The 19,190-nt window shown below is 36.8% G+C and carries 15 protein-coding genes; all 15 read right to left on the bottom strand.

Annotated elements, in window-relative coordinates; genetic code table 11:
- Window positions 1-465: 465 nt before the first annotated feature.
- Window positions 466-1,020, bottom strand: coding sequence for an SMI1/KNR4 family protein (locus MJG50_RS11535; RefSeq protein ID WP_240255881.1), 555 nt, complete (start codon window positions 1,018-1,020; stop codon window positions 466-468).
- 19 nt (window positions 1,021-1,039) lie between these two features.
- Window positions 1,040-4,057, bottom strand: coding sequence for a DNRLRE domain-containing protein (locus MJG50_RS11530; protein WP_240255880.1), 3,018 nt, complete (start codon window positions 4,055-4,057; stop codon window positions 1,040-1,042).
- 811 nt (window positions 4,058-4,868) lie between these two features.
- The gene (locus tag MJG50_RS11525) at window positions 4,869-5,717 is read right to left on the bottom strand and encodes a MurR/RpiR family transcriptional regulator (RefSeq protein WP_240255879.1); all 849 of its coding nucleotides are present in this window, start codon (window positions 5,715-5,717) and stop codon (window positions 4,869-4,871) included.
- A gap of 107 nt (window positions 5,718-5,824) precedes the next feature.
- Complete coding sequence (locus MJG50_RS11520; protein ID WP_240255878.1) at window positions 5,825-6,772, bottom strand: GNAT family N-acetyltransferase; 948 nt, start codon at window positions 6,770-6,772, stop codon at window positions 5,825-5,827.
- A 21-nt stretch (window positions 6,773-6,793) separates the two neighbouring features.
- Entirely contained in the window at window positions 6,794-7,945 is a 1,152-nt protein-coding gene (locus tag MJG50_RS11515; protein ID WP_240255877.1) for an exo-beta-N-acetylmuramidase NamZ family protein, read from the bottom strand.
- A 61-nt stretch (window positions 7,946-8,006) separates the two neighbouring features.
- The gene (locus MJG50_RS11510) at window positions 8,007-8,963 is read right to left on the bottom strand and encodes a carbohydrate ABC transporter permease (RefSeq protein WP_240255876.1); all 957 of its coding nucleotides are present in this window, start codon (window positions 8,961-8,963) and stop codon (window positions 8,007-8,009) included.
- A 12-nt stretch (window positions 8,964-8,975) separates the two neighbouring features.
- Window positions 8,976-9,962: a carbohydrate ABC transporter permease gene (locus tag MJG50_RS11505; protein ID WP_240255875.1), complete on the bottom strand. Its 987-nt coding sequence runs from the start codon at window positions 9,960-9,962 to the stop codon at window positions 8,976-8,978.
- A gap of 1 nt (window position 9,963) precedes the next feature.
- Window positions 9,964-11,295 carry an ABC transporter substrate-binding protein gene (locus MJG50_RS11500; protein ID WP_240255874.1) on the bottom strand — a complete coding sequence of 444 codons (1,332 nt, stop codon included), beginning with the start codon at window positions 11,293-11,295 and terminating at the stop codon, window positions 9,964-9,966.
- A gap of 117 nt (window positions 11,296-11,412) precedes the next feature.
- Entirely contained in the window at window positions 11,413-12,573 is a 1,161-nt protein-coding gene (locus MJG50_RS11495; RefSeq protein WP_240255873.1) for an anhydro-N-acetylmuramic acid kinase, read from the bottom strand.
- Window positions 12,574-12,590: 17 nt separating this feature from the next.
- Window positions 12,591-14,195, bottom strand: a complete 1,605-nt coding sequence (gene nagZ, locus MJG50_RS11490; protein WP_275695588.1) for a beta-N-acetylhexosaminidase — start codon at window positions 14,193-14,195, stop codon at window positions 12,591-12,593.
- A gap of 26 nt (window positions 14,196-14,221) precedes the next feature.
- The gene (locus tag MJG50_RS11485) at window positions 14,222-14,938 is read right to left on the bottom strand and encodes a PIG-L deacetylase family protein (protein ID WP_240255872.1); all 717 of its coding nucleotides are present in this window, start codon (window positions 14,936-14,938) and stop codon (window positions 14,222-14,224) included.
- A gap of 19 nt (window positions 14,939-14,957) precedes the next feature.
- Window positions 14,958-16,004 (bottom strand): serine hydrolase domain-containing protein, encoded by a 1,047-nt coding sequence (locus tag MJG50_RS11480; RefSeq protein WP_240255871.1) that lies wholly within the window; start codon window positions 16,002-16,004, stop codon window positions 14,958-14,960.
- Window positions 16,005-16,011: 7 nt separating this feature from the next.
- Window positions 16,012-16,935 carry an N-acetylmuramic acid 6-phosphate etherase gene (murQ, locus tag MJG50_RS11475; RefSeq protein ID WP_431307276.1) on the bottom strand — a complete coding sequence of 308 codons (924 nt, stop codon included), beginning with the start codon at window positions 16,933-16,935 and terminating at the stop codon, window positions 16,012-16,014.
- 54 nt (window positions 16,936-16,989) lie between these two features.
- Window positions 16,990-17,940, bottom strand: coding sequence for a GNAT family N-acetyltransferase (locus tag MJG50_RS11470; RefSeq protein WP_240255870.1), 951 nt, complete (start codon window positions 17,938-17,940; stop codon window positions 16,990-16,992).
- 151 nt (window positions 17,941-18,091) lie between these two features.
- Window positions 18,092-19,054: an N-acetylglucosamine kinase gene (locus MJG50_RS11465; protein ID WP_240255869.1), complete on the bottom strand. Its 963-nt coding sequence runs from the start codon at window positions 19,052-19,054 to the stop codon at window positions 18,092-18,094.
- Between the last annotated feature and the right edge of the window lie 136 nt (window positions 19,055-19,190).

The raw sequence follows: 19,190 nt of genomic DNA, 5'->3' as shown, positions 1-19,190 counted from the left end.
TAGGCATCCTTTTATTTTTTCGCTTAAAGGCATATTATGCAAAAAAGTAAGGAGCTACAAAAATGGCTCCTTACTAATTAAACTAAAGATGTAATCATGTCGGAAAAAATACACACCTATGACCTAAATTTTATTCCTTTAATTATTTTTTTGAGAAGCGTTTTAGACATATATATACCAATGCAACACTTATAAAGGTGAAATATAAATACCAAGGAACACCTGTAAATTCTCCCAAAAATGTAAATGAGACTTTATTTTGAAGTATATCTACTTTTTCATAATTAGTAGACAAACTTGGATTGTAAAGCATAGTTAAAACATAATTAATTATTATAAAGACTAATAGACAAACGGAATGTATGAGAAGCGATACACCTAAGCCTTGTAACAGAATTCTCATAATAATACCTACCTTTTTAATTCATTGTTTAATTAGAGTGAACAACTAACGAATAATTATTTTTAAATTAAATCATTTGCTGTATAATATTTTTCACTATTATATATTGACCATTCCCAAAACTTACTCCCCTGTGAAACTATAAAGAAATCTAGCCACATTTCAAAATTCATATTTAATGAAGTACATTCTTCAAATGACTCTCCTGTTTCTAGCCAATAAATGTAATCATTAGCCCTCTTATTTTGAGCAAAATTATTGGAATTAATTATAAGAATACTACCTTCAAAACCAATTGCAATTGGAAACCACCCTTCTGGATAGTCCATCATCTCTTTATACTCCTCTATTTCATTTATAGATAACAACCGAAATCTTGTTCCTGCCTTTTGATCTATAAATAGTTCAGCACCATTGTGTTCTATAAGAAATTCCTTATAATCAACAGGGAGATTTATGTCCATATTCTTTGCTAAATTTAATAATGTTGCCTCTTTTATACCTTTATTTAATTTAAAAGCTACTCTACTAGTGTATCCTAGTGTATTTTGAATATAAAATCTATCTTCTTTAAGTCTATCTTGTAAGGCGCTCAATGTTAATTTAATAATACTCAATTGAAATCCGTCTCTCCTTTTAATAGTTACTCCACCAGGGAGTAACTTGTTTTCTATGAAAGCTAGTTGGCAAAGGAATTAGATTAGAATAGTCGTTTTTCCCACCACGACTTCTTGGTCTAATATGATGAACTTCATACAAGCTTGCAAAAATCCAGCCGTATTGATCTTTATACCAATCCAAATATTTATTACGTTTAGATGTAGTCCAAGTAACCCTGTCTTCTTTAGGAATGGTTTTATAGGTAGTATATGCAGGTTTTGGCATTGATTTCCCCATCCTTTTATCATAGTAATATGGATACAGAATTCCTTTTTTATTTAATAAATACTTATCTGAATTACTTGTTTTACTCGATGATAGTCCACCCTTGTAATGCCCTGTAACGGTAGATCTTCCAATCCAATACTTTGTTGAACTTATAGTCGCACTAATACTCACATCTTGAAATTCTTTTACATTATACTTGGTTTTACTTGAAATTGTATTGTAATTTCCATTAATACTATCAGCTGCTAATAGATATATTTTTGTTGTAAAGTATTTAGGTCTAAGGTTTCCTCCAGTTTTTGTAACAGTACTAACATGTTCTATCGTTGGTTTATATTTTTTGCTTCCAGCATTCAAAACACGGGTTACCTCTTTTGTAAGGTAATATCCTAGCTTTGGAGCTGCTGCAATTGCATATTTAACGTCATTTGGATTTTGTTGTGCACTTTTAACAAAATTAGTTACATCTTCTGTCGACTCATTTTCTGGATTTGAAATATTTAATTTCAAACTAACATTTACTACCTGTTCAGGAAGATATTCTTGTTCATAGTCCCACTCTTGTTCAGGCACTTCTATATCTTGTGTTTCCTCAGAAGTTAAAGATGAAGTCTCTACTACTTGGTCAATATTAGTTTCACTTTCAAACTCTATCTGATTATTTATCTCATTTAGCTCTTCTTCAGCCATTTCTTCAAAATTTATATTTTTTAATTCCTGATAGATATTACTGGTAGAAGGAATACTTCCTAAATCTTCAATACTCTCTTTAATATTATTTATGTCATCGTTAAGATCGTAAAGAACCTTCTCACCATCGGTTTCCACATCTATTTCTTCTTTATCATATACCATGCCATCTTCAGTTATTATATCCATCGGAATCGGTACTTCTTTTTCAATTATCGGAAACAGTGTTGGAGTAAATGCAGGCGACAAAATAGTCTCTTCATTATCATTATAAGCTGTTAGCCGAAAAAAGTAATTAGTTCTAGTCGCATAAGTTAAACCAGCATTTTTGTAAACTTTGGAAGGGTCAGTATCAAGTTCAACACCCAAACCATCATGATGTAATTTGTATATACCGGAACTTATTTCATTATCAGTAGGCCATATCCCTTTTTCAGCAGTTGACCACGTTGTAATGTTTCCTACATCAAAAGGTTCATATTCCATTCCGTTGAATATCCAAACTTTATAACCTTTCGCACCTGGTACAGAATCCCAAGACAAATCCACACTACCTTTAATATCATCATAAACATTTGTATTTCCAGATGGTCCTTCAGTTTGCTGAATTAAGGGTAGAGTATATGTTACCTCCAGTAATGGTTTGAATTTATCTTCAATTACATATTCACTAGAGATAAACTTTTTATAGGAGTTTATGCCCTCTGTATCACTTTTAATAATAAATCCGTAGTTAGTTGTTATGTCTTTGCGCCAATTTTGGATAATATGAACGGGTACATTCCAAGTCTTTTTTGAGCTTTCAAGTGTTGTAGGTATGGTAATACTACTAACCTTAGCTAAGTTATTACTTACTACATAGTCCCCACCTTTATTAATCCACGCTGTAGACGGAGATATTTTGGCATAATTCCATGAAGCTTCATTTTCATACCATTCCTTTGAAACTTTGAATAAACTAATATCGATAGGCGTACTACCGTTGGTTGATGAAAACCATAAGTTTAAACTTGATGATTGAATGGTAGAACCTTGTGGTATTGATGATAAGTCAAATTTTAATAATGAACGAATCGTATTTCCATTTGAAGTTCCTCCACCTATTTCTAGGTCGTTACCTCCTGTCTGGGTAGGAAATCCACTACGTAAATTTGTATCCTCTACATACTCTGATGATTGGATTTTAACAATGGTTGGATCAATAGTAATTGGATATACACGTGACGAATCCTCTAACCACTTCTTATTGGGAGTCAAATGAAGGTATAAGTTGTTATCTGAAATTTCATAGGAGAGTTTAATATCATAGGAGATTGCCTCCTCTGGTATTGATTTTACGACTGTTTTAAATCCCTCCGGCTTATACGCATCGTACATAAATGGTGTTTCGAAATAATATATAGGTTCGTTTGTTTTATTATCAATGAGGTATAAAATGCCAGCTTCATTCTTCACAATTAAGCCGTCTAAATTCATTTTATAAGTAAAATCATCTGGGAAACCTTGGTTTGGCTTATCATTGTAAATAATATCTTCTTTTATACGATCCGAACCAACTGTATATTTAAGATCAATATTTGGGTATACTTCAGGGTAAGTAATGGACTCCCCTTCAATAATTCCTTTAACCTCCATTGGTTCCTCATCCTTTAGTGGTTCTAACTGGAAATGAGCATTATGCTGATTATCACCGACCTGAACGATAGGCTCGTTAGGGTCTTGTACTTCATTAAATTTAACCTTAAAGGTATTGGCTTTATTTTGGTAAACTCCCTCCTTAGAATTTTTAATTAATTCATTTTCAATTGGCTGCCATTTTTCATCATCTGTTTTAAAGTGTATTGGGCCCTGTGCAATTTTGGTTGTAAGAGTACCATCATTATTTTTAAAGGTTTTCGATGTCTCCGTCCTCAAATTTTTAATTTCTTGAGGTGTAATTTCTACATGTTGTTTATAATTTTTTTCGTTATTTTTTAACTCCGCTGCGTATTTAGGCTTATTATCATGGAAAACAAGAGAAGTAAAAGTAAAAATTGATAATATAAATAATAATAGAGTAGTACGTTTCTTTTTCATTCTAGTTGTTCCTTTCCAAGGTGAGATGGGCTAACTAAGTTAAAAAATACTTTAACACAATTCTCCTTCCACTGATTTTCCAATTAAATATAGCATATAAATTTCTTTATTTCTCTTTGAAAATAATGCTTTTTAACCCTTAAAAACCCATGATTTTTTTGGCGATATATTGAATAGTTTTTGCATAACGGAATTCACAGTCATTGAAGTCAGAGCAGTTAAAAGTGGAATTAAAAAATATAATGATATTTTATAGAGAGAGAAAGCTTCAAGATTTACATGCTTGTATTTTATAGTTTCACTGCTTTTCTTGATTTTTTATAATTTAGCGAAGAACGGCAAACTTGGATTAGAGACAGGCATACTATTAGTAGGCATCCTTTTATTTTTTCGCTTAAAGGCATATTATGCAAAAAAGTAAGGAGCCACAAAAAATCGAGTCACGAGCAAGTCAAAATAAGCGGAGATTTTCCTGCTAAATGTAGAGCAGACCCCGTTTTGAGGCATATAAGGGAAGTTTTTCCCCTTATACGATTCAAAAACGCCCATTTTAGCATTTTTAGACTAAATAGGAGGAATTTCTCCGCCTATTTAATACATTTTTATTAACAAATTCCAAATAGAAGGAATTTTTTCCTCTATTTATCAGCTCTAGTACTTAACCTGATCACCAAACAAAAAAACTTATAATCGGTAATAATAAACAATAATGAAATCAATAAAAAGAGGGTAAACCAACTACTCCACTAATTGGTTTACCCTTTTCTATTTCTATTTATAATCCGAACCTATTACTTTCTATACGGCTCATTTACTTTTGCTTATTTTTTATATTGTCCCTTAGAATATCGATCATTTCCCTTGTTTCATCAAGATGTCTTACGGTTTCTTCATATTCCTGAGAGGCGACACACATAAATAAAATGTCAATGACGTGAAGCTGGGCGATTCGTGAAGAAGTTGCACCGCTTCGGAAGGTTGGTTCTCTTGTTGCAGATGTATATAATCTTATGTCAGCTTGCTCAGTTACTAATGAAGATCCATATTTCGTAAGACTGATCGTATGTGCACCTTTTTTATTGGCAAGCTCCAAAATTTTTGCAACTTCAAAGGTATTCCCTGAAAAAGATATTCCAACAACGACATCATTTTCCTTAGCATTTGCCACGAGTGTAGCTGCCATATGCAAATCAGGAAATGCAGTTGCCTTCTTATCAATCCGCAAAAACTTTTGTTGGGCATCTTGTGCAATGATACTAGATGCTCCAACACCAAAGAAGTGAATGGTTCCAGCATCTCTTAAAACCTTTACAGCTCTTTCCAGCTCTTCAGTACTCAATAATTCAGCTGTTTCCTGAATCGTTTGGATGCTATTATTTGTCATTTTCTCAATAATTGATATTGCTGATTCATTCGGCTCAATATCTCTGAAACCCTGTTCTCTCGTTTTTTGCAAATCACCAGCTATCCGAAGCTTAAGGTCCTGAAATCCTTTTAAATCAAGTGATTTGCACAACCGGATAACCGCTGCACTACTAGTTGAGCTTCTTTTGCCAAGCTCATTCGCAGTCAACGATATCGTTTCCTGTGGGTTTTCTAAAATATATAAAGCAATCTTTTTTTCTGAGGGAGGAAGCTGTGAATGCATCTCTGAAAGCATTACAAGTCCTCCAGTCATGAATGACATGGACATCAACTCTCTTTAATATTTTTATGACATGTTCAAATCGCCAAATTATCATTGTAAAACATAGATCTGCAAATATGTTAGATTGATTTTTTCATTACGTGGAATTTGCGTGTAACCTCAAAGCCAGTTTTTTTATAGAGATACCCAGCTGAGCTTGTTTCACTTGTCCACAAGAACCATGCTCCATGTAAGCCTTCAGCGCGCATATTTTTAAGACATAGATGGAATAGTATTTTTCCTAGGCCCTTTCCTTGCTGATCAGGGTCAACTCCGAATGGTCCAAAGCGGTCTGGTACTCCTTCATATCCCCCATAGATACAGAAGCCTACCAATTTCTCACTTTCCCGAATGACTAAAATCCGTTGAAGTGGTAGACCTTGTAAAATTCCTTCTCGAATTGCACGACCCCAGTCAGGATTGAATTTCAAATTAGCAAATTGAATCACTTCATATAAATCTTTATCTTCGGCAATTGTAAAGGAATATCCTTCTTGTTCACGTTGTTTTTTAAGCTCCATTACATCTTCCGCTGGTGAAAAGCCTACTAAACTACGATCCATCGCAACTGGTGAGTATTGTCTTACAAATCCTTGGTTTAAAAGAAACTTATAACCTTCTGGATAAGCTGCTTCGTCAATACCAGGTAAAATATAATTTGGGGCATAAGAAGAAAAGAAAACATTTTTTCTTCCTTCAACCGCTAGAAATTCAATTGCATCGTTTATCAATCGTTCCCCAACACCCGAATTGCGGTAATTAGAATGCACAAAAAAGAAAGGTATCCAGCCATTTTCAGGTTCTAGATCAGTTCCAAACATTGGTAATAGTCTTCTAACAGCATATACGCAACCAATCAACTTGTCTTCATCAAAGGCAACTCTCATTCCTTTTGGGTCAAAGTTTGCATCAAGTAATACGAGGTTACGAAATCTTATTTGTGTAATTGGATCCTTACGTAAGCTTTCATTCCAAAGCTCGACAATTTGTTTTTCATCTCCGGATTTATAATAGCGATAAGATATCATTTTCTTCGATTCCCCTTTGTCTTATTTATACAATAAATAAGGTTCCCGCTGCTTTCTAAATGCCTCTTCTTGAACCCTGCATCCCTCTAAGAATGTACTTGTTTTCCCACGCACAATTAAATCACGTAATTCATTTGTACCAGCAAGTAAATCAAACATATACCTTTTCTTTTCTCCGAATTGAACAAATTCAAAGTCATTCGGATACATCTCTGCAATTGTTTCTAATAATGCCAAGCCCGTTGCTAAAGAATGTATAGCCGTTCTATCCACAAGATGAAGCTGTACTCCCTCACAAATCTGCTCCTTATGCTTCTGATATGTTGGAATGAAAGAAGTCGGACGTGCAAGCACACCTGGTAGCTTTTTTGCATTAAAAGCCTTAGCAAGACGGTATCCATCCACATAAGGACTGCCAACATACTCAAATGGTCGAGTTGTTCCTCTACCCTCTGATAAATTTGTACCTTCAACTAAGCATGTGCCTGGATACAAAATGCTCATATCAATTCCCGTTGTATTTGGTGACGGCGGCACCCAAAAAAGGCCAGTTTCGTCATAGTACATATCTCGATTCCAGCCCACCATTGGAATTACTGTCAGTTCACAATTAATCCCAAATTCGTACTTATACATTTGTGCAATTTCTCCAACTGTCATCCCATGCCGATTCGGGATTGGGTATAATCCCACAAATGATTTGAACTCTTCCGCTACTAAATTACCTTCAATTATCGTACCTGAAATCGGATTGGGTCTGTCTAATACAACAAAATGCTTTCCTTGTTCTGCACATGCCTCCATGACATATGCCATCGTATAAATAAACGTATAGTACCTTGCTCCAATATCCTGTAAATCGAAAAAGATAACATCAACCGGATCAAGCATTTCTTTACTCGGCTTTTTTGACGCTCCATATAAGCTATACACCTGAACCTTCGTATAAGGGTCAACAAATGACTCTACCTTTTCGCCCTCTTTTGCATCTCCACGGATTCCATGTTCAGGACCATAAAGGGCTGCAAGGTGGATATCAGGATGTTCATGGAAAAGATCGATGGTCGGAGTCAGGGACTGATTAACTCCTGTCATATTCGTAACGAGACCAATCCGTTTTCCTTTAAATTTTTGTACGTGATTCTCTAGGAAGTTATCAAGACCAATTTTCATACACTAAAACCTTCTTTCAAAAAAAGAGAGAAGGTATTCTCTCTTTTTTAGATTACTATTATTATTCCTTCACTCCACCTAATGTTAAGCCTTTTACAAAGTGCTTTTGGAACATGATGAATACAATAATCATTGGAATTGATGCAATAGCCGCACCACTCATTAATAGTTTAAAGCTTGCTAGGTTTGCATCCTGCAGGGACTTCAATCCTACTGGTAATGTGTATAGGTTTGCGTCATTTAGGACAATGATTGGCCATAGGAATGAATTCCACACATTCATGAAGGTGAAGATTCCTAGTGCAGCCAAGCCTGGTCGTGCCAATGGAAGAACGATTTTCCAAAATGTTTTCCATTCGCCAGCACCATCTATTTTTGCAGCATCTAAGAGCTCATTCGGAACGGAGTACATGAATTGTCTCATTAAGAATACTCCAAATACCATCGCTAAATCAGGGAAAATAAGCGCCCAATGCGTGTCCATGATTCCTAGATTTTTAACCATCATGAATAAAGGCACCAATGTTACCTGTCCTGGAATCATCATCGTACCTACGATGGCATAGAATATTAGATTTCGCCCCGGGAAATTCTTTTTGGCAAGAACATAGCCTGCCATTGAGTCAAATAATAGAATACCAATCGTAACAACAATCGCTATATAAGCACTGTTTAAGAACCAAATACCAATATTATTCTTTTTAAATAATGTTACGAAACCAGAGAAGCTATCCTTCACAATTTCACGCATAATATCACGATGATACACTTCGGCTTCCACATCTCCAGCCTTATCAGCATCTCTTGCTTTTCCCCAGTGTTCAAAATACTCCGGGATCCCCATCGGATACATCTTCGGTGGATTTGAATCAACATAGGATACAGATCTTTCTAAGTCTTCATCCTGATAACTGCTTAATTGTAAGGATGTACTAAATACCCAATACAATGGCAAGAGGGAAACGACTGAGAATATAAGTAATAACACATAGATGACTAATTTATTTAATTTTTGCATATGGTTCCCCTCCTATTCATCGTACCGAAGTACACGGAATTGAATGATTGAAAATACTAAAATGATAAAGAATAGTACAACTGATTGTGCAGCCGCATATCCGAATTCAAAGTCTCTAAATCCAGTTTTATAGATGAGATGAACAAGCGTCTCCGTTGATGTACCAGGTCCTCCGCCTGTCATCATAATAATCTGGGTAAATACCTGGAATGACCCAATTGTACTTAATAACACTAGATATAGTGTCGAAGGCTTCAATAAAGGTAACGTAATGCGGTACCATTTTTGGAAGCTATTCGCACCATCAATTGTCGCTGCTTCATATAATGCATTTGATATGGACCCCATTGATGCGAGATATAGAATAATCCCAACACCAAAAGGAATTAAGCATTGCATGATAATGAGTGACCATAGCGCTGTAGAGGATTGTCCTAACCAGTTAACCTGATCCATTCCAAACCAGCCTAATACATAGTTAAATAATCCGAAATCATAGTTATACATCCAACGCCAAACCATCGCAACGATAACCATTGACGTTACCGTTGGAAGGTAAAATGCCCCACGAAAAAAGCTTTGAGCCATTTTACCAAGTGGATGAATGAGAGAAGCAATGATAAGTGCACTTATAACGTTAAAAGGAACGGTAACAACCGTAAAAAGAAAAGTATTCCCTAATGCATCGTAAAAGGCATTACTTTTAAAAACTTTAATATAGTTATCAAGGCCAGCCCACTCACTTCCAAAAATCTTATATTCCTGGAAGGATAAAACGAATGCCCATACAACCGGTATCGCAATAAATGCTACAAACAGGATTAATTTTGGAAGTAAAAATAAATAGGCGGGATAATTCTTTTTTATTTGGGTAAATAATGATGGTTTTTTGAAATCTATTGTGTTAGCAGTTTGCTGAACGGGTTTCAAATTAATTCCCCCACTTTCTTTAAAGCCTGGCAGACCTCCAGTTTGGAGGGTCTGCCAAACATGCTGCATCTTAGTTTAGTAATTCGTCAACTTTCTTTTGAGCATCATCCATTGCTTGTTTTGCTGTCTTTTCACCATTGAATACTAGTTGAAGCTCTGTTTGAATCGCTTCATCAATCTTTTTCCACTCAGGGTGACGTGGAAGCATCACAACTTGTGAAGACATTTCTTGTGCACGTGCCATTTCTGGATTATCTTTGTATGGATCCTTGTCAGCAGAGCTTATGCGTGCTGGGAAAGTACCATATTCTGTTGCCATTGTATATTGTTCATCAGTTGAAGAAATATGTTTGATAAATTCTCCAACCATTTTCTTTTTACCTGCTTCTTCTTGGTGGAACATTGTCCAACCACCTACACCACCGATTGTAACAGGATCTCCTGTTTTTCCAGTTGGATAGTTAGCTACCGCAAAATTAGTTGGATATTTACCTTGTGCTGCACCAATTGCCCATGTTGCCCAAGGCTGCATTGCAACTGTTCTTTGCTCTTCATTAGCCCATGCTTGGAATGTACCACCAACATCTTGGCCACCAGATGATTCAGGAGATACTTTATCCTTAAGTTTTAAGTCAGCAAGTTGTTGAATGGCTTCAACTGCTTCTGGTGAATTAAATGTAAATTCAGATAGATCGTCACTTAACGGGCTTCCACCATTGATATAGAAGAAAGGCCATGCTTCATAATAACCAGGCATGATGTAAGTTGAGAAACCATATACATCAATTTTACCATCGCCATCACGGTCAAATGTTAGTTTTTCAGCAGTTTCTAAAAATTCATCCCAAGTCCACTCACCATTTGCAGGCGGCTCAACTCCACGTTCTTTGAAAAGATCAAGGTTTAAAAGCATTGTGTGAACAGTCATCGAGTTTGGTACACCGTATAGTTTTCCATCAAATGTATAAGCATCAAGTGCATTTGGATAAAAGTCTTTCAATTCATCCTTTGTGTAAAGGTCATCTACTGATTCGACAACACCTTGTTCAACATGGTCAATACTTACTGCGCTCCCGCTAATATCAACAGGGGCAACATCCGGCCACGATTTACCAGCGATTGAAACACCTAATTTGTCAGGAAGTTCTGCCCAAGGTACTTGAACTAGCTTAACCTTAACACCTTCGTGTGCTGCTTCAAATTCTTTGATTTTTGCTTCCATCCAGTGGTATTTGTTATCATCTTTATCCGGCCAACGTGGACCATCCCATACTGTAATTGTACCTGTCCAAGGCTTTCCATTGTCATCCTTACCTTCTGCGCTATCTTTGTCTTTATTACATGCTGCTAAAACACCAATACACAATATAGCAACAAGTAAAAGGCTAAACAATTTCTTCATTGGTTTTCCCCCTTAGTTATAATCCTAATAATTTCACTTTTGAAAAGACCCAACAACCTGTTACAAAATGTTTTGCTTGTCCCTCGCCCCCCTTCAGTATCACGAATAGTCTTATCACTAAAATGCAACTTTCCCCATCACAACAGGCTTCGTAGCACCAGTTGCAGATGGTAGGTTATTGGAGCGTTTCATAGAACATTGGTAACCAAGCAATGCAAAAACAACTGCTTCCTTTGCATCACCTTGAATACCTAGAGCGTCTGTACTGTCAATTGTAATGTCGTCTGGCAACATGCTTTTCAAGCTATTTCTTAATGTATGATTATGCCAACCCCCACCACTGATAAATACTTCCTTAAGTTGATAATCCTCTATGAACCTAGAAATATCGGCTGCAAGACTCCTAGATGTTAACTCTGTAATGGTTGCTATTTTATCTGCATTTGAGAGTTGACCCATTTGATCCCAAAGCTTTCGGGCATACTCCATTCCGAACTGCTCTCTACCAGTGCTTTTCGGTGGTGATTGCTTAAAAAACTCATGTGAGAGTAACTCATTGAGCCAGTTCTCATGCACTTGACCATTAGCGGCAATGTCTCCATTTTCATCAAATGTTTTGACACCGTTTGTTGCCCATGTTGTAAATGCATCAATTATCATATTTCCTGGTCCTGTATCAAATGCAAGTACACTTTTATCGCTATTTTTAGGCGGTAATACGGTAATATTTGCAATCCCACCAATATTCACTAATACACGTCCATGGTTTTCTTCTCTAAATAAGAGATTATCAGCATATGGTACCAAAGGCGCTCCTTGACCACCAGCTGCCATGTCCCTAGTTCGGAAGTCACCAATTGTCATTACACCCGTTCTTTCTGCGATGACTGCAATATCTCCAATTTGAAGAGTTGATGTGACTTGATGTCCATCAATTTCAAGATTTTCAGGTTGATGAAAAATGGTTTGACCATGTGAACTGATCATATCTATTTCTCTCATCGTCATGTTTGCCTCTACTACTACCTTTTGAGCCGCATCTGCGAATAATTCACCGAGCAACATATTCATTGCCGAAATGTCTTCAATGTGGGCAGTTTTTGGATCACAAAGCTGCAAAATTTTCCCTCTAATGACATCTGAATATGGAAGAGTAGTAAATTGTATGAGTCTTACCTCTATATTTCCTGCCTCTTCACTAATCGAAACAAGAGCGGCATCAATTCCATCTAAAGATGTTCCAGACATCAGGCCAACAACATATTTTTGATTAACCATCTATCATCGCCCCCTCTTTAGGATTTCACAGCATCTTTTGGGATTGTCACTGGTAAACGACCTGTAACCTGTTCGATACCATAGATCGCTTTGGCAGCCATTTTAAGTGCCGGATATGGAAATTCATATGTGCACACATACCCATGTACATCTGGTAAATACGCCATATCATAAGGACTTCTTGTTGCAACAACTACAACCGGGACTCCGGTTTCGTATATTTTCTCTACCAGCTTAACTTGGGCATCACCAGATAATACTGTTAAAGTTCCAATGACAACTGCATCATAAGCCTTTGCTTTAAGAGCAACATCTTTGATTTCATCAGCAGAAGGTGGATTTGATAACTCTAAAACATCAGCACGGGAATCAATTTCTTTTATTGATTGTCCCAGAAACATAGAAGAATACCGTTTATCCTCAACTTGCATCGTATATTTATTTTCCGAATAAACAACAAGCACTCTTTGTTCACCATTTGGTGTTAATGGGAGGATTCCGTTATTTTTAACGATTGTTACACCCTTTTTATAAATATCAGTAGCTACTGCTTCATGCTCGATACAGCCAACTACAGATGGCACAACAGCCACTTGGTCAAGATTCAATTCATCCCAATTCAGATATTTATCCTTTAATCGTAAAACCCGACTAACTGCTGCATCGATTATTGTCTCGTTAATATCTCCAGCTTCCACAGCTGCAACAATTGCATTGATTGTATCCTTTTGTAGATTGTGAAGATGGGACACCATAATTAAATCAACACCAGCTTTAACCGCTTCAACACCGCCATTGGCAGTGCCGATTGTATTTGCAATCGCATTCATTTCCATGCAGTCTGTTGTTACAACACCGTCAAAGCAAAGCTTTTCACGAAGAAGTCCGGTAATAACCTTCTTTGACAAAGTGGCCGGGACCCCAGGTGTGTCCTCAATTGCTGGAAAATATACATGAGCTGACATGATTGTATCAGCACCTTCATGGATCGCATCTTTAAATGGCTTCAATTCAATTTCTTCAAGACGTTCAATTGAATGTGAAATAACCGGTAAGTCTAAGTGTGAATCTACATTTGTATCGCCATGACCTGGGAAGTGCTTCAATGTTGTCATGATTCCCGCGTCTTGCATACCTTTCATGGCCATTTTTCCAAACTCTGATACTTTCTTAGTTGACTCACCATATGAACGCACTCCGATAACCGGGTTGTCTGGATTATTATTCACATCTAACACTGGTGCTAAGTTCCAATTGACTCCAAGCGCTTTTAGCTCTCTTCCAGTACCTAATCCTACCTTGTACGCATTTTCTGGATCATTCGTTGCTCCTAATAGCATTGCTCCAGGAAAAATAGTTGTCCCTTCTCCCAGTCGCCGAACTACTCCATTTTCTTGGTCTAAACAAATAAGTAGTGGCTTTTTGTGACCTGCATCCCTCGCTACCCTTTGAAGCTCATTCGTTACATTCAAAATTTCCTCGGGAGTCCCAATGTTCCGTCCAAATAGGATAATCCCCCCTACATGATGTTCTCTTATCAATTCCTTTATTTCCTCTGAAGCCGTTGTTCCTTTAAAGCCAATGACCATCAGTTGCCCGACTTTTTCCCGTAAGCTTGTCAATTTTAAGCACCTCTTTTCTTCAATGTTTATAACTCAAATCCAGGAATAATTGATCCTTTCCTAACATTTGCTCCTGTTGGAAACTTCAAGGTTTGCGCATATGTTGTGCGATTTAGGCACCCTCTCATCGTTCCTAATGCCTTGTAATAATCATAGTATCGGAAGTCCTTAGAATTCATAATGAACCAATATTGGGACAATGCTTCAAGATACTTATCAAACTCATCTGTAACATCTACATATATATCAGGCAGGTAACCCTCCATATCCTCCCAATTCTCACTATGGAACATTCTCGTCAATGAATGTGGAGAAAGTCCATCAAGGTCAAAACCTGGTAGAGCAGCTTTTAACCATGCTGCTTGCACAATTTTCGGACACAGTGCATGATCTGGATGCATGCTATTTTCCCAATGTGTAATGACAACATTTGGTTTTAGTTCTCGAAATAGAGTTGCTACATGCGAGATGGTGTCATCATCGTCCTTTAATTCTGCGTCTTTATAATCAAGCGTAATACTCTTTGCTCCTAAAATAGCAGCTGCTTTTTCTGCCTCTTTTATTTTTTGTTCACGATAATCCTCAACACTTAAGCCTGCAGGTGTTCCCTTTTCCCCTGCCGTTAAATGAAGAAATGTAACCTCATGACCTGCTTTTGCATATTTATGGGCAATTGCACCAGCTTGAAGCTCAACATCACCACAATGTGCTCCGATTAGCATTAAATGAATTTTATTTACCATGTTATTTTCCCCCCGCCCTTTAGAAATGTGAACGTATCATATTGTGTAACCTAGGCCTTAATCGAAGGATTGGATCTTTTCTACCAAAATGAACCCTGTTCGTTAATAAAATGACATGGAGCTGAATATCTGGATCAAACCAGATGCTCGTTCCCGTATAGCCCGTATGACCATAAGAGCTGGTTGAAAAAAGGTCGCCGCAACTCGAATGTATTGGGCTTTTTAATATCCAACCCAACCCCCGATATTCGTGACTGAAAGGAGAATAATTCATTTTTGCTATTTGTAATGATCGCTTTGATAAAATTCGGTTCCCCCGAAAAACACCATCATTTTCAATCATAGAAGCATAATTCGCTAAATCTTGAATGGTTGAAAACAAACCAGCATGACCACTTATGCCACCCATACTCTCAGTATTATCATCATGAACGATTCCGTGTTTATAATCCTTCAACGCATCGCTATATTCAGTTGCTGCATACCTTTGTCTTTCAAAGGTTGGTTGAAATACCGTTTCATGCATATCTAATTTGTCGAATAATTCACGTTTGATATATGCTTCAAATTTTTCATCTGTAACTGCTTCTATTAATTTATAAAGTGTAATGAAGCCTAGATCACTATAAATTACCTTTTTGCCAGCCTCAGCTATCAGTTGATCATTATATATGCGTTCCAAAATTTGCTCAGTCTTTAATGATTCACGAAAATATTCATAATGTGCAGGTAGACCAGATGTATGCGTTAACAACTGTTTTATCGTGATGTCCGATTTACCATTCGTTTCAAACCGAGGTAAATGGTACCCGACCTTATCATCTAGATGCAATTTCCCATCTTCCATTAATTTCAATATAATAGGAAGTGTTGCAACCACCTTTGTCAAGGAAGCAAGGTCAAATATAGTATTTCGTTTCATTTCTTCCTTTTTAGGGAATACTACCCGATTTCCGATTGCTTCCTGAAATAAAACGTTATTTTGATAGGAGACATGGATGACTGCACCAGGAATATGCTCTTGATCAATTTCTTGTTGAAGGAAATCTAGAACTTGTTGTTTCATACAAACCTTACTTCCCTTCTTTTGCTAGCTCGATTGCCTTTCTAGTAAATCCATTTGCTTGCTCAATTACCTCATTCGCCTTTTCAGCCGATACTCCAGCCATTAGCATGACAATTGCAGGCTTAACCTTTTGATTGGTTTCATCTAAAATCTTTTGCGCTTCTTCATACGTAACTCCTGTTATTTCCATCACAATTCGTCTTGACCTTTCAACTAGCTTCAAATTACTTGCATGAAGGTCAACCATTAAGTTGTCATATACCTTTCCAAGCTTAATCATCGTTGTCGTTGAAAGCATATTGAGAATCATCTTCTGTGCTGTTGCTGATTTTAGTCGTGTTGAGCCTGAAAGAATTTCGGGACCTACAACAACCTCAATTTTATGATCTGCGTACTGACTAATTTCAGCGTTTTCATTACAGGCTAGAGAAATGGTTGATGACCCTAATTTTTGTGCATATTGTAAAGCCCCGATTACATAAGGAGTCCTTCCACTTGCTGCGATACCGACGAGAACATCTGATTTAGTGAATCCTCTAGCTTTTAGGTCAATCGCTCCTTGTTCCTTGCTATCTTCTGCACCTTCAACGGCCGTGAACATCGCTGTCTCCCCACCAGCGATAATCGCTTGAACCATATCCGGCGGTGTACAAAATGTTGGTGGGCATTCTGCAGCATCTAAGACTCCAAGCCTCCCGCTCGTTCCAGCTCCGATATAAAATAATCGGCCATTATTCTTAAGAGAATGATAGATAGCCTCAACCGCCAATTCAATTTGTGGTAATACCATTTGAACGACAGAAGCAACCGTACTATCCTCATCATTCATAAGTTTTATAATTTCAAGCGTTGACAATTGGTCGATATTACCCGACCTATTATTTCTCTGCTCTGTTGTTAAAGTTGTTATGTTGACTTTCAATTTCGACACGCCTTTCCACTCCTACGTATTTAAATTCGCTATTTTTTGTTTTGTTAGAAAGGACTACAATTCTTTGTAATATTGCTGATACTCTTTCCAAACGTTAAAACCTAATCGGCCATAAAAGTCTGTTAACCCTGTCCAGTCAATTACAATATGATGAATCATTCGTTTTCTTAAAAAAGCGATACCTGCCTTAACAATTGCTAATCCATATCCTTGTTTTCGCTCACCTGAATCAATCCCTAACGGACCCACTCCTCCTAATTCATCTTGAAACAGGGAGGACCAATATACATTTTGTGCAATATACGGTGAAGCTGCATCATTAATTCTGCAAAACCCGATTATTTTATCTCCCTTTTTAAGGACCACAAACTCTCGACCTGTCCCACCTTTTTTAAAATAATGATAGGCTTCATATTCCCACCTACCTGGAAAACAACGGTGGAGAAATTCCAGTAATTGGCCTTTTTCATCCTCTTTTAAAAGAGTGAATTGTACATTTTCCAAGTCAGGTATATCATCTATTTCATCATCTTCATAATGTTTCACCAGGTCAGATTCAATATTAGCAGCTAGATAACCTCTATGTTCAAACCAATTCCTTACTAACTCATATTCAAAAGGGATTCCTGGAAAGTAATGCCATGGATCACGGCCTAAAAGTATCCTTTTACAACCACTATTTTGAAGTGCTATCTCTGCTTTATTAAGTAAAGCGCTTCCAACACCTTTTCCCCGATTGCTTGAATCAACAATCAATGCCTGAATCCAGCCAATTTCACTATTCATTTGAATCTCAATATTTTCTTGCCATCTTTTTGAAATGATAAAACCGATAACCTGATCGTCTTCAATTGCAATGAATGAACCTTCTGTATATAAATTTTCATCATCGAAGCTGTTCTGTTTAAAAAGATCCTCTCTCATTGGAAAATCAGTACCAATTGCAGAGTTCCATAGAGTGACTAACTCTGGTAATCTCCGTGCATCCAAAGGTATATATTTCATCTAAGGTTCCCCCAATCCTTTAAAACATTCGCTCCCATTTTTGACGATACTGTCTACTATTTTCAAGTCTCTATTTGAGACCATTATACCAAACCAACAATAAAAGTAAAATAAAAAATCAGATATATTTTAATATTATTGTACTATTATTTCATACCCTTTTCATATTTTCTAAGAATATAAGGTCTATTTCCTTATTAGCATGCTTGAGTGCTGCAATAACTGCACCATCTACAGGCTCTAATTCTGGCTTAATCAATCTCACATTCATCTTTACATTCTCATGGATTTTCCTTAAAAATAAATCATCTCGATTAAAAACCCCTCCAACTAGCACAACAGGAATTGGCTGCTCATTCTTATCATTTTTAAACAACTGGCCACATAAGCTTCCAATTGAATTTGCTAATTTGCCACTTGCATTACTGATGATTTCCTTAGCTACTTCGTCATTTTTATCTACTGCTTCCGAAACATATTTGCTAAGTGGAGCAATGACTGACCTAGACTTACCAGGCTCATAAATATACTGAATAAGTCCAGGCGTCACACTTACATTAAAGTGCTGATGAATCATCTCAGTTAAGACTGTTTTCGGTCCACGTCCGTCAAATGCTTTAAAGACTGCATGTAAAGCACTCCTGCCAATATCATAGCCACTTCCTTCATCATCAATAAGATAACCCCAGCCACCTATGCGTTTTCTTTCACCATTACGATTCATACCAAACGTGATGGAGCCAGTTCCTGCAATTTGTACGATTCCTGGGGCACCTAGTGTGCCTGAATATAGTGCATTTATTCCGTCATTGTCGATCATTATATTTACATGACTTGGTGCTAAATTTAACAGGATTTCCTTCATTGCTTCTTTCGCTTCTGGACGATCTACCCCTGACATTCCTGCAAAAATTGTGTGTAACTTGGAAAACACTTCACGGTTCTGGCTTTTTAATGAAGTAAATAGATTTGACAACTCACTTTCAACGGTATGAATGTCCACTCCGTTCTGGTTCGTTGCGCCAACCGTTTTACTCGCATACACATTTCCAAGGTGATCTGCAATGACACCCTTTGTTTTCGTACCACCACCATCAATCCCTAGTACATACATGACATGTATAGCCCCCAAAATTAATAAATAATTTTACATCTTTATTATATCGCTTAGAAATTAAATTTCAATTAATTTTATTATAATATGAAATTAAATTTCAATACGAAATTAAAACAAACCACTGTCCCCTCGA

Source organism: Fredinandcohnia quinoae, assembly GCF_022427965.1.
GTDB lineage: Bacteria > Bacillota > Bacilli > Bacillales > Bacillaceae_L > Ferdinandcohnia > Ferdinandcohnia quinoae.
Note: the sequence above shows the minus strand (reverse complement) of the source record. Positions and strands in the feature narration are given on the sequence as shown.